General features: G+C 48.1%; 15 protein-coding genes. 2 read left to right on the top strand and 13 right to left on the bottom strand.

Features of this window, described 5'->3' with window-relative positions; genetic code table 11:
- Positions 1-23: 23 nt before the first annotated feature.
- From F5I99_RS07765 to glnH, 13 genes are all read right to left on the bottom strand, one after another.
- Positions 24-1001, bottom strand: coding sequence for a calcium/sodium antiporter (locus tag F5I99_RS07765; protein ID WP_151054727.1), 978 nt, complete (start codon positions 999-1001; stop codon positions 24-26).
- Between the two features lie 65 nt (positions 1002-1066).
- The gene (locus F5I99_RS07760) at positions 1067-1519 is read right to left on the bottom strand and encodes a tellurite resistance TerB family protein (RefSeq protein ID WP_151054725.1); all 453 of its coding nucleotides are present in this window, start codon (positions 1517-1519) and stop codon (positions 1067-1069) included.
- A gap of 47 nt (positions 1520-1566) precedes the next feature.
- Positions 1567-2160 (bottom strand): TerD family protein, encoded by a 594-nt coding sequence (locus F5I99_RS07755; protein WP_151054723.1) that lies wholly within the window; start codon positions 2158-2160, stop codon positions 1567-1569.
- 121 nt (positions 2161-2281) lie between these two features.
- Entirely contained in the window at positions 2282-3247 is a 966-nt protein-coding gene (locus F5I99_RS07750) for an HpcH/HpaI aldolase/citrate lyase family protein (protein WP_151054721.1), read from the bottom strand.
- Positions 3248-4351, bottom strand: a complete 1104-nt coding sequence (locus F5I99_RS07745; protein WP_151054720.1) for a cysteine protease StiP domain-containing protein — start codon at positions 4349-4351, stop codon at positions 3248-3250.
- Positions 4352-4353: 2 nt separating this feature from the next.
- Positions 4354-5124: an HAD family hydrolase gene (locus tag F5I99_RS07740; protein WP_151054718.1), complete on the bottom strand. Its 771-nt coding sequence runs from the start codon at positions 5122-5124 to the stop codon at positions 4354-4356.
- A complete protein-coding gene (locus tag F5I99_RS07735) occupies positions 5121-6332 on the bottom strand; it encodes a phosphoribosyltransferase domain-containing protein (RefSeq protein ID WP_151054716.1) in 1212 nt (403 codons plus the stop codon). Before F5I99_RS07735 ends, F5I99_RS07740 begins: the two co-directional genes overlap by 4 nt.
- 73 nt (positions 6333-6405) lie before the next feature.
- A complete protein-coding gene (locus tag F5I99_RS07730) occupies positions 6406-7017 on the bottom strand; it encodes a DUF1523 family protein (protein ID WP_151054714.1) in 612 nt (203 codons plus the stop codon).
- Between the two features lie 280 nt (positions 7018-7297).
- On the bottom strand, positions 7298-8017 hold the full coding sequence (locus F5I99_RS07725; protein WP_225307590.1) for a MurR/RpiR family transcriptional regulator: 720 nt from the start codon (positions 8015-8017) through the stop codon (positions 7298-7300).
- 124 nt (positions 8018-8141) lie between these two features.
- Positions 8142-9206: a C45 family autoproteolytic acyltransferase/hydolase gene (locus F5I99_RS07720; RefSeq protein WP_191905979.1), complete on the bottom strand. Its 1065-nt coding sequence runs from the start codon at positions 9204-9206 to the stop codon at positions 8142-8144.
- Positions 9196-9924 carry a glutamine ABC transporter ATP-binding protein GlnQ gene (gene glnQ / locus F5I99_RS07715; RefSeq protein ID WP_151054708.1) on the bottom strand — a complete coding sequence of 243 codons (729 nt, stop codon included), beginning with the start codon at positions 9922-9924 and terminating at the stop codon, positions 9196-9198. Before glnQ ends, F5I99_RS07720 begins: the two co-directional genes overlap by 11 nt.
- Positions 9921-10577, bottom strand: a complete 657-nt coding sequence (gene glnP, locus F5I99_RS07710) for a glutamine ABC transporter permease GlnP (protein ID WP_151054706.1) — start codon at positions 10575-10577, stop codon at positions 9921-9923. The genes glnQ and glnP overlap by 4 nt, the downstream gene beginning before the upstream one ends.
- Positions 10578-10641: 64 nt before the next feature.
- Entirely contained in the window at positions 10642-11379 is a 738-nt protein-coding gene (glnH, locus tag F5I99_RS07705) for a glutamine ABC transporter substrate-binding protein GlnH (protein ID WP_151054704.1), read from the bottom strand.
- A gap of 347 nt (positions 11380-11726) precedes the next feature.
- On the opposite strand from glnH, the gene F5I99_RS07700 reads away from it, so the two are divergent.
- Positions 11727-12428: a pseudouridine synthase gene (locus F5I99_RS07700; protein ID WP_151054702.1), complete on the top strand. Its 702-nt coding sequence runs from the start codon at positions 11727-11729 to the stop codon at positions 12426-12428.
- A 27-nt stretch (positions 12429-12455) separates the two neighbouring features.
- Positions 12456-12737, top strand: a complete 282-nt coding sequence (locus F5I99_RS07695; protein ID WP_151054700.1) for a peptidylprolyl isomerase — start codon at positions 12456-12458, stop codon at positions 12735-12737.
- Positions 12738-12796: the final 59 nt, after the last annotated feature.

Here is a 12796-nt window from a genome sequence, read left to right as displayed (position 1 = left end):
CAGTCAATTATTTTAGAAATGCTTCAGGGAATAACGGCAACGAAGCTGTCCGCAACCGTATATTGGGCGATGATGAAAGCAACATAACATGCAGCCATAATCCCGCCCGCAATGCGCCCGATCTTTCCTACAAAGAACAGGAATACCGCAAAAACCAGGGTGACGCCAACAACTGCATACATATCGAAAGAGGCAAAACGTTGTTCAATCAACAGCGGTTTCGCAATTGCAGAAATCGCCATAACCGAGAAGATATTGAAGATATTACTACCTACAATACCACCGATAATCACGTCGCTTTGACCCTTCCTGGCGGCGGCAACACAAGCGGTAAGCTCAGGCAAAGAAGTACCAAAGGCAATAACAGTCATGCCGATCACAGCCTCTGGAACGCCAAGTGCGAGCCCACCCGCAACAGCGCCTTGAACCAGGATTTCCGAGCCAATGATCAAGGTCGCGATACCCACAACAAGCATCAATCCGGGAAAGCGCCCTCCCGCATCGTGCTCCTCGACTTCCTCGACATCAAGCTTGCTGGCCTTGTATTGATAAAATACATAAGCAACGAGCGCGATCACCATGACAATGCCACCCCAGGTTGGCAGAATACCAGCGAGAATCGCCGCTACCATACCAGCCGTAGCGACAAGCATGACGATTGTATCTATCCGAACCTCAGACCGGCTGAAAACTACCGGGGCAATCATTGCACTGATCGCAACAACCATAACGATGTTAGCGATATTGGATCCGACCACATTGCCGACGGAAATTCCGGCAAAGCCTGACAGGTTGGCGTTGATCGAAGTGAATAGCTCGGGAGCCGAGGTACCAAAAGCGATAACCGTGGCGGCAATGAAAAGTTTTGACAGTCCCGATTTACTGGCGACCGTTACTGCGTTGTCAACTGTCCAGTCACCGCCTTTGATAAGCAACCAAATGCCAAAAGCAATAGCGCCAAGGGCAATAATAGTCAGTTGATAGGTCGCAAGTTCATGCATGGTGTTTTCCATAAATTCAAATCAAACGGCTAGGGTCATTGTCTTTAAGTGTTACTAAAAAGTTATCAGAGATCGAATTCCGCGGGGTTAAGCCCGAGTTCCTGTGCAATTTCACGCACAACAGCTTTTTCGTCCTCGTCAAAATCTCCGTCAGCGGCTCCGATAGCACAGACGACGCGAACCAGGACGCGCGCCTGATCATCTTTGCCACGTACCTTGCCGATCGCTTTTAGGGCATTTGCCTTGCCAATCGCTTGATCAAATTCGAAATCTCCAACCGATTTGTTGAACACTTCGATAACCTGACGAATGTCGAAATGCTTCAACTCATCAGATCGCTCCAGGAACCCAGCCATTTTTTGTTTTTCGGATGCATCGACGCTACCATCAGCCGCGGCGACAAGAGCACAACCACTGACCACAGCTTCCATAAAGTCCTTGTTTTTGAACTTTGACACCTCTGCAGTAAGGTTCGCCCGCGCCTTAGCGATATTTTCCTTTAACCAATTCATCGACATATTGTTTCTCCCAAGTATTGAAAGGCCTTCTTTAAAGCCCCTTTCAGTTAAATGACCGAAATGGCATCTTGTGCCAAATCCTTAACAGTGCGCCCCGTGCAAGGCTTACCATGCGCCGTCATTGTCCAGCCGTCAGCAGTCTTTGTCATAGACGCCATGATGACGCCAGTATGCGTACCCTGATCTGTCAGAGTGTAACGGCATAGTTCTTCATTCTTTGTTTCGTCTACCAGACGACTAAAAGCATTTTCCACTTCGTTAAAAGTCTGTCCGCGAAAGCTGTTGACGGTGAATACTAAGTGGGAGACGGCTGCGGGAAGCTGGGTCAGATCCACATAGATCACCTCGTCATCACCTTCGCCCTCACCCGTTAGATTGTCGCCACCGTGGCGAATAGCGCCATCCTTCGACTTGAGCTGAGCAAAGCTGACAGTGTCGATAGCCGACTTGTTGGCATCCAGCATGATCACACTGGCATCGAGATCAATATCTCCTCCACCTCCACCGAAGAGACTCGCCAGTAAGCCACCTTTTTTCTTCTGGATCGGGTCCCATCCCAGACCCATGAATACCTTGCTCAAACCAGAACTACCATTTTTGGCCAGCGAAATTGTCTGACCCTTATTTAGTGAAATTGCCATTGTGGTATCTCTCCTTGAGTGTGTGTGTTTGATTTTCGATTATAGCTACAATTCGAACGTACAAATATAGCCCCTTGAACGCAATAAAACTCTTAATCCTGGTTGAGTAAAACCCCGTCCCTCAACCTACTCCCTTGGTATTTTTTGACAGTCTGTGCTGATGATTGTTGCAAGGCATCTGAGATAATTTAGAAGAGACTCCGGAAATACCGAAGATTTCTCCCCGAGCAACTATTCTATTTGCCCAGGCACGATGCGTAGCCGGTTCACACATGACGCCACCTAGCTGAAAAACGGCACGCGCCTGGCAATCGAGCACAGCCCGTGCTTGCTCCATATCCCCACGCGTCACACGAAAAGCTTCATTCACTACAGAGGCCTGGGCAGGATGAATAATGGTTTTGGAAATAAAGCCAGCGGCAACATCTCGCTCGACCTCTCGCTGTAATGTGTCCAGATCATCAATGACATCATATACCGGTGCGGCCACGGGATAGCCTGAGGAAATCAGAATACTGGATGCCATTGAAAGGATCCATCCAAGCGGTCCTTCCCAGGAAGTAATTCCCCGTTCTCGCCGCAAAGCCAGCGTCGAGAGAAGGTCGTTTCCACCCAACCGAATTGCTGCAATTCGAGTCGCATCATCGGAGTGATCATCGAGAATATCTCGGATGGCACAGATTCGGCTTGGATCAAAGAAAGAGGCACTTTCCAACGTTGGCATAACGGAAAGGCCTGCATCCCGTGTCATATCTAGCCAGTCATAGAGCGTTTCTGGTGTGACTTTAGGCGCAACAATACCCTCTATTCCAGTGTCTGCAGCGCGAAAGCAAAGGTCTCGCGCCATATCAAGATTACGAGGACGCAGAAAAGTCCGCACCGGTAAGTGCTCAGGAAGGTTACTGATTAAATCATCGAGACGATTAAGACCATCGGGAACATCTCCTTCTGCAAGCGCGTCTTCGAGGCAAAGAACGATCGAAGAAACTGGAGTGGGCACCCGACCATGCAGGATATCAGCAACATTCGGATGCAAAACAGGCATGTAGAGAGTTGCCCCAAGTGAATAGGCGTCAAAATGATGCATTCAGGAGACCTTCTCGATAAGCGTGATGGCACGGTAAGGGCCGGTCACCTGCGCACTGACTTCCATTTCAATCCCGTCTTGTCTACATAGGTGAACAAGGGCTTCAAGATCCGGATCTTTCGCATCACGCAGAAAGACAATACGGGGCCGTCTTCGCAGAACCGCACGTGTCGCTTCAGCAATACCAGGTTTGATTCTGTTGAGATTTTCGACCGCATAACGATTGGCAATCATGTCAACACATGAAGCCGCTCGTTCGCGTAGATGCTGGGCACCTTCGATGGATTGTTCCGCGGGTAGCGCCGTCTCTAGCACTGTATCAAACATACCTGTCACTCTATCGATAAAATCCTGTGAACGGTCCATATCAGCTAAATGATCGACCGTCATTGCGCCATGAAACTCACCGGGTTGCAAAAGACCTGATTTCAGAATAGAGCGACTGATTAGCCCGGAAATATTGGCCCCAAGAATGCCACTCGGTATCAACCAGTCCTCATGCGAACCCGACAGCCAAGCATGTCCGGAGGGATCTGCCAGCACCACAAGACGAGGATCTTGACCTGAAATTTCCCGCCAGGCTTTTTTTAACTCGCCGGAAATTGCTCCCTTCCCTGTCCAGCCATCCACGAAAAGAATATCAGCCTCTGGCCGATCTTTCCGAACATAATCCATCGCGACTGGATCAAGTCCGCGGTCCCGAATAATTGAGACCCCGTAATGTACAACGTTGACATTCAGCTTGACCAATACGCGGCGCAAAAGTACTCCATATGGTACACCCGCTCGTACTAAAGAGCAAAGCGAGAGCCTTGGGGCAAGAGCCCCTTGGTCAATTTCTGACTTGATTTTCAACCCGATCCGGACAATGTCCAAGGCAATACGTGAAAGATGGCGATCCAGTGAATTTTCGTATATCTGCATGTAGCGCGCGTCGGGACGTCGCTCTTCCGAAATCATCTCTGAATAGTGCACACGCCCAGATTGCAGCAAATACTCTTTTTCCTTGACATCCGTAGGCGTGATCTCGACAGGTGTCAACAAGAAGGTGACATCTTCGGGGTCATAGCTGTGACGGATGGTCTTAGGTGCATCGCACTTCATGATCAGTCCTTTCTGATGGCTGTGTCTATCTGCGAACCCGGCGGAATCATCATCATTTGAGTCAAGCCCATAAAGGCTAAGTCCGTCAGACTATCACCCATTCCAAGGACTATTCTGTCCTGAATATCCGGATTTTTTTCAATAATAAACGCAACAGCCGCCATCTTCGAAATACACCGAGGCGTGAAACTCATATTGTTGCCATTGCGGTGGTGCAGAAAGTCCTTCCCCGCCAACGATTCAAGCGGTTCAATCAGATCGTCGAGCCAGGCTTCATCGCCGTTCGACTTGACGCAAAAATAGACTGGACGATTTTCTTCACGAACAATCCAGTGACGAAACCGACCCTCTGCATTGTGTGAAAGGGTTGCTGCGTCAAGGGCTTCCAGCGTGTGACGGAATGAGTTAGAAAGTTGTCCGATATGCGTCGACCAGTCAGAATCAACCCGACCCTCCGAGTCAAGAATAACGGCGCCATTGGCTGCCACTTTCCAACTTGTGAAAGGTATCCGGCATCGCGAGAGGGCTTCCGTTGAACGGGCCGTGACAGGAATCATCTGGGTGGACGCCAGAAGCCATTGCGTCATCGCAGCCTGTGACTCGGTCATATAGGAATGATGGCCGTTAGTGGCCACAGCGGCGAGACGCGATTCACACACCGGTTCTGCTATCTTGCGCGCTGTCTGAAACAAGGTATCGTCAAGATCTGTAAAAAGAACGGGACGATGCTCAACATTGCCCAAGTTGAGTTCGCGACTTCCTGAATTGATCATATAAGCGTCTCCTTATTCAGGGAAGTCACTTTCAGAGAACCGTCGACGATCCAGCATCGGCCCAACGCAGACCTCAACGCCTCTGGAATACCGCCTAGATCCGTTTCTGTAAACAGTATTATTTCATCCCACCTATCCGGATCGACATTATTGAGATACATCGTAATTCCAAGTCCGTAATGGTCAGGGAAACTTATCTGCTTTTGAATCACAGTTCCAGGCAGAACCGGTGACCGAGTTGTCGAAATAAAACGAGTCTCATGGCCCTGTTCAGAAATAATCTCTGCGGCAAGAAAAGGATACCAGACATGCTCACCGGTTCCGATAACCAAAACTCTGGCCGCCGGCGCGAGTAGAGGCAGAATTTCAACATCGACATATTCAGACCATGCCTGAATGTCTCGCGCAAAGTCTTCGGAGTTTAGACCGGATCTTGGCACCCCAAAAGGTACGTCAAGATTGGGACTCCAGAAAGGGCATACAGGAGGACAGCCAGGAGGAAGCGGATGGGGTGTCGTGCCTGATGAAGGTGTCCAGGTGTAACGCCCAGAAAGAAGCGAGACGGCACTTACCGAGGCATTAGGAAGAGCCGCACCGACAGCCGCAATACTCTGGTTATCCGACCAGTCTGTCAACGTCACCAGAACGACCCGATTGAAAGCGACACCCGATAGGTAAAGCTCCTGGGCCAGGCCCTTAAAGGTGTTTCCTGTTGTGGTTTCGTCATCCACAAGCACCAGAGTGGCCTCATCGGTCTCCGGCAGAACGCCTTTCCGTGGTGGCAGGATCATGTGCTCAACCGCATGGGAGTGATCCTCGCGAGCATTTATCCAAGGGACAACCCCATCCGGAGAAAAGCGCGTCGTTGGAAGAAACCCTATCGACAGCTCCGGACAATTCCGGCACAAAGCGTCAAAGACACCAAGACCCAGACCCACTGCAGTTTCAGCATAACTCATTACTAAAACAGACCCTGACCCCAGGTGTGGAATCGCCCTGTCGGCAAGCGCGTTCAAAGCCGTTCTATGTAACGATGGTGAAGCCGGAATATGACGACCCAGCAGCGTGGAGACGAAAAGAAAAGCCCTTTTAGGATTTTCCCGCTCAGCAATCTGGAAGAGCTCATCCGGAAATAAGGAATCATCGTCTTCAATTTCGAGGGTTAAGATTCCGGTACTTAATGCATGATCATATTTAGAAGTTTGCAAAGATACTTCCTTCTCAGAAGGTCCGTTTTGGGAAGGCTAAAAGTCGATGAGGATACGGCCATTAAGGCCATCCTCAATTGTCTCGATCAGACAGGAATTCATCACGCGCGCGCTGTCTTTCGTCATCCTGCTGTTGTTCTCTATTTTCTTCTGCCCGCTCAGCCTCACGGGCGTCGTGACGATCAGAAAGCTGTTGTCTAAAACTGCGTATCTTCCAAACAGCATAACCAATCCCTCCAGCCAGAAGGGTCAAGAAAAGGATATTGAAGATCGGCAGGTGACGATAACCTGGCTCGACTTCCCAGACTTTCACCGCATTAGCAAACATCGAAAAGAGTGGCAAACGCCAGCCGTAATGGCGAACAGCAACGAGATTATCCTCATTTTGGGCAATTGATCGAGCACGGGTATGCAAATTGGAACTGTCGAATTTTCCGTAAATAAAAGCATCCTCGTTGCGGTAGTTCCGGGGCTTTCCATCCGATGTTTCAGTAAGGATGAAATAAACATCAGTCGTACGAACGGCTACATCAGAGCCTTCAACTGTTGCAGCTTCTTTGGTATCTACACGTTTTACATCGGTTCCGACAATACGCACCACATCGACCTGCGGCAAAGCATAATGCAAAGCTGCCGCGATGGTGATTACCGCTATACCGATCAATATATATCCGATTTTTCTCATTGCTTGCTTCCTTTTCAAAGCATTGCCGTACCACTTCTTCTGGTAGTCTTGGCATGCTGACCCAGATTGTACTCGTTTTCGCCAGATGCATTTTAAATGCTACACGGCAAACAACTCCAGCGAAAGAGCCCTATTCAGAGCCAACACCCCGATATTCGCATGCAGATAGAACCACTACCGCACTGAAAAGTCTTTTACCATTGACCGGTTCCGCATTGATTAGTTCAGACGAACCGCAACGATCCCAACCCTCAGAAATATTAAACCAGCGCACTTAGCATTAGAGCTCTATCTTTAGTGCACGAATAAAAGCATCGCGCTGTTGCAAAGCCTGGTGGGCTAAATCACCTAGCTGTGATGCACAACTATTGATTAAACATTCAGCAAGACTAAAAAAACCGACCATGCTATTAGAGATAAAACAGGTTTCATGCGGCACAAAAAGCGCCAGAGATGAACTGGCAACCAACGGAGAGCTTGGTCGGTCGGTCACGGCAAGCACGTTAATCCCTGCCTCATGCGCCGCTTGTGCAACACGAACAACACTTTTGGTATAAGGCTCACAACTCGCCACAATCAGCAAGTCGTCTTTTTCCATGGATGCCAGACCTTCTGCCACACCCTGCAGCGATGGTTCTAACAACGATACATCGGCACGTAGCATGCCTAACCCATAGGCCAAAAAGCCAGAAAAAGCATAAAACTGACGTGCGCCATGTACACGAATACGCCCAGCAGTGGCCAGCCGCGACACAGCTGCCTCAAATACAGGTTGATCAAATGACTCAATCATACGTTCTATATTGGCTTGCTGCTCACGGCACAAACGCGTGGTTTGCTGTGATAACTCAGACACATCAGCCGATAGTGCGGCTTGAGCGTGCTGGGTATAAAAAGACCCCGCTGGCACAAAACTTTCACTGAGTAACACATTTTGTAACTCTCCAAAACTGCGGTAACCCAAAGCCCGTGCAAGACGCGAGACAGTGGATGGATTCACCTCTAACCGCTGCGATAAGCTGGATATGGACAAAAGAGCTTTATCCCCTCTCAGCTCCAACATACGAGCCAGAACTTGTTTTGCCTTACGGCCAAGATGAATTGAGGAAGATCCCTTACCAATATCAACTGAAAGTTGACGCAACGCCTCTATTGATTGAGGCGGTGTCGTATTGTGTTTGTGAACTGAAGGCTGGGGCACCTTGGCGATCACTGTATATACTCCAAGTTATGGCTTGTTTTGAAAAACTGAATACGACGGTTGCTAAGGTATTTTCGTTATCAGGATCGTCTTTATCTTCACGGTAGACAGGCAGACCATCCTGACACTGATCGCGAAGTATCTGCAATGGGTCATCTATACCTAATGCTAATAAAGCCTGGCCTCGTAACTGTCGATCATGCGACGAGTTGGTAATATGTTGCACAGTCAGGCTGGGATGAAAGAGTGCATGATTCGCATGTACTTGAGGCCTAGACACTTGACGTTTACGTGTTACACCGGCACCAGTTTCAACACTCACTAACCTACCCGTTTTTGCATCCACAATACTAAAATGAAATCCTCCACAAGGTGGATACTTTTCAAGCATATCAAGCATATCGGGGAAGGTCGCACAACTCAACAGTGAACGAGATAGCACCATACGCGGAATATCTGAGCCTTGGCCCTGAAGCCTCAAATTATTGACAGTTAACGTACGTCCATCTTGTAAATGCGAGAAGGTATGACCCGGTATAGAGCCTGGATAGCAGAAGGCAAAAAAAGGAATACCGTCCTGTGGATGAACCTCTGCTACAAAACAGTAGCCTTTCAAACACGGCAAACCGTCTTCATTATGTGCCAGAGTTATGTTCGGACCAGGTAGCATGACTGATGTACAACCATCAGCAGTATCCATCAGCAGATCTCCCCGGCTATTCCATGCAAACACCTGCTCAAACGGAAGGTCCAGCCCTTCGGCCAAACCTTCTAACTCGGACCATTGCTGTGGAAAGAATTGACGTGTTGCCTCCATGAGTTGTGTGACCCGAACATAATGCCGCTTGTCAGTGATGTCCTTCCATAACTGCGTATCTTGCAAAGGACCATGAACGGCATCACGTCCATAACAACCTAAGGCATAACCAATTTCTTCAGGTGTGCCGGAAGTGTGCATCCAGGAGATAGTCGAATCACTATTCAACATGTTTGAGAAAATCCTGTAATCGGGGGTTCGAGGGGTTAATGAGCATTTCTTGCGGTTTTCCATCAACGGCTATTTTGCCGTTTTCCATAAAAATAAGACGTGAACCGACTTGTCGCGCAAATGACATTTCATGGGTAACCACCACCATCGTCATACCTTCTTCAGCTAAACGCTGCATAACGCTAAGCACTTCCTGGCGAAGCTCTGGATCGAGTGCTGAGGTAGGTTCATCAAAAAGCATCACCTTGGGTTTAATTGCCAGCGCACGAGCAATAGCTACTCGCTGTTGCTGTCCGCCTGAGAGCTCTGCAGGCAGGTGTTTTTTCTTATCGGCCAAGCCGACTTTTTCTAGTAGTTCATGGGAAATCTTTAGTGATTCGGAACGACTCAAGCCACGTACATGGCGTGGCCCAAAGGCCACATTGTCTTCAGCTGTCAATTGAGGGAAAAGGTTAAACTGCTGAAATACCATACCGGCTTCTTGTCGAATTTCCCGCAAGTTAACATTGCCTGACAACACACTGATACCATCAACGACCAAATCACCACCGGTTATCATTTCAAGGCCATTGATACAACGTAACAAAGTGGACTTGCCAGAGCCAGAAGGACCAATCAGTACAACTACTTCACCTTGATTGATATTGAGATCAACTTTATCCAACACTTTTAAGTCACCAAAATGCTTGGACACCTGTCTGAATTCAATGATGCTCATAGGATTCTCATCCTCTTTTCAATCACCCGCAGCATGAGAGTTAATACACCTGTCAGTATCAGATAAATCACGGCAACAGCCGTCCATATTTCCACTGCTCTAAAGTTAGATGCCATGATCTCCTGGCCAGTACGCGTTAGCTCACCCACACCAATGACGATAAACAGTGAGGTATCTTTGAGGCTCACAATAAACTGATTGCCCAACGGTGGAATCATTCGACGAAATGCTAAAGGACCAACGATCAGTGCAAGCACTTTCCAACGAGGCAATCCCATTGCTAAGCCAGCCTCACGAAGTCCTGGACTTATAGATTGCAACGAACCACGCACAATTTCCGCAATATAAGCACCAGCATTAATGATGATGGCAATTATGGCAGCACTCAGTGGATCAATACGCACACTCGCCAACACTGGAAGTGCAAAATACAAAAACATGACCTGAACAACGATAGGAGTACCTCGGATCACCTCGATATACACCAACGCGATAAAGTTAACTAAACGACTACCATAGGCTCTCATCAAGCCAGCGAGAATACCTATGATCATGCCACCTACTAAACCCACCAGGGTGATGTAGATAGTCATCTTGGCGCCATTGAATAATTGCGGTAAAAACTGTGGGATGATGGACCAGTCAACAGACATAACTCATCTCCAAATAACAACTTGTAAGAGATGGGAGGTGCTTTAAGCATCCTCCCACGAGGCATTATTGTGTCGAGCTGGTACCAAACCATTTTTCATAAATAGCGTCGTAACGACCATCTTCTCTCATTGCTGCAAGCGATGCATTGACAGCCCCCACTAACTCAGTGCCTTTTGGAAAGCCAATGCCATATTCATGTGCCATCATCCGTTCACCAGTGCTTTTTACTGCCCCGTCACCCGCCGTGGCGATATAGTAAAGCACATTAGGCGTATCATGCATTGCCGCATCAACACGACCGGTACGTAACTCTAAATAGGCATTATCGATATTGGGGAATTTTCGGAGCGCTGTCTCAGTAAAGTGCTCTTCGGCATAATCGGAAGCCGATGTGCCCATTTTGACAGCAAGGGTTTTATCAACAAGATCAGCCGTGGTTTCAATATCACTCCCTGTAGGGACCATGAGTGTAAAGCCACTCTGGTAATAACCATCTGAAAAGTCGATTACCTCTTTACGATCATCACGAATGGTAATGCCTGCCAAAGCCACATCGACCTGACGAGTTTGTAGTGCGGGGATGATGCCACCAAAGTCCATTGGACGTAATTCATATTCCCAGCTGTTATCGGCAGCAATTTCGGCCCAAAGATCGATATCAAATCCAACATATTTGCCATCTTGCATAAACTCAAAAGGTACAAAGGCGGTATCTGTCGCCACAATAAGCTTGTTCGCAAGAGCTTGTGCTGATGCAAGGGTTAGGGTACAGGCAGTCATCAAAGTAAGTAGCCGTTTCATATTGAACTCCGTTTATTTATTGAGTAGTTGAAAACGCATCTAACTAGAAATATATTTGCTCATAAATTACAAATGCACAAGTAATTTGCATTAAAATTTATACTCCATCTGGGCTAAAACTCAAGATAGACAACTTATATATTTGTTTTTAAAACAAAAAATAGCTTCAACTCAACACAAACGAATGCAGATTGCATCAGCCTAATAAATGGGATTTTCTTATGTGATCTGCCGTAAACAGATTTTGGCTACTGCTTTGCTGATGCATTTTCCGCCCCGCGCCTTATACTAGATGTTCTAGCCTTCCCTGGTAGCAAACGGCCCGCTCGAATTGTGAGTGATTGTTAATGGCAGCAGCATCTAATCGTCTCGATCGTTTTTTAGCACGCAGGTTGCAGCGTTCGCTGAAACAAATACGGCTTGATCTCGTTAAAGGACGGGTAAAAGTCGACAGTGAGCTGTGTGATGAGCCCGCTCAGCTGGTGAATCAATTTACCAGGATAGATTACGATGGCCAGGTGCTGCAGCACAACCAGCCGATCTATATTCTTTTATACAAACCGGTTGGGGTGGTGTGCGCCACGAAAGATGCACAGCATAAAACCGTCATCGACCTGATCGACCACCCTCAAAAACACCAACTCCATATCGTCGGCCGCCTGGACTTAAACAGCTCCGGGCTGGTGTTACTTACCAACGACGGTCGCTGGTCGAGTGCGCTGACAGATCCAAAGCAGAAGGTGCCTAAAGTCTATGAAGTTGAAGTGGAGCAACCGCTCACTGCCAGCTACGTAACCGCCTTTGCTGAGGGCATGTATTTTGACTATGAAAACCTAACCACAGCACCTGCTTTGTTAACGATTCTGTCAACCCGCACAGCACGGGTGGTTCTGACTGAAGGCAAATACCATCAGATCAAGCGTATGTTTGGCCGTTTTCGTAACCCTGTGCTTAAGCTGCATCGGATTTCCATTGGTCACTACCACTTGCCTTCGGATTTACATGTTGGCGAGTGGCGAAAACATTATGTTAAAGTTGCGGTTTACTAAAATTCGATAAAAAGTGAGAGTTATAACATGGCAAAAGCTGCAGCACGTCATATCCTGGTTGAAGACGAAGCAACCTGTAACGAACTTAAAGCAAAAATTGCCGCCGGTGAAGACTTCGCCGCTCTGGCACAACAGCATTCCACATGCCCATCAGGTCGCAATGGGGGTGACTTAGGTACCTTCGGTCCAGGTCAGATGGTCCCTGAGTTTGATAAGGTTGTATTCAGCGCGCCGGTCAACGAAGTACAAGGCCCGGTCAAAACCCAGTTCGGCTACCACTTGCTGGAAGTGACTCAGCGTACTGAGTAAGCCAAGCCCCGGGCTGAAAGCGCATTGAGATTATGTAATGATGCATACCAATAGGGACT

Source organism: Nitrincola iocasae, assembly GCF_008727795.1.
Lineage (GTDB): Bacteria > Pseudomonadota > Gammaproteobacteria > Pseudomonadales > Balneatricaceae > Nitrincola > Nitrincola iocasae.
This window is presented reverse-complemented; position numbering and strand designations above follow the sequence as displayed.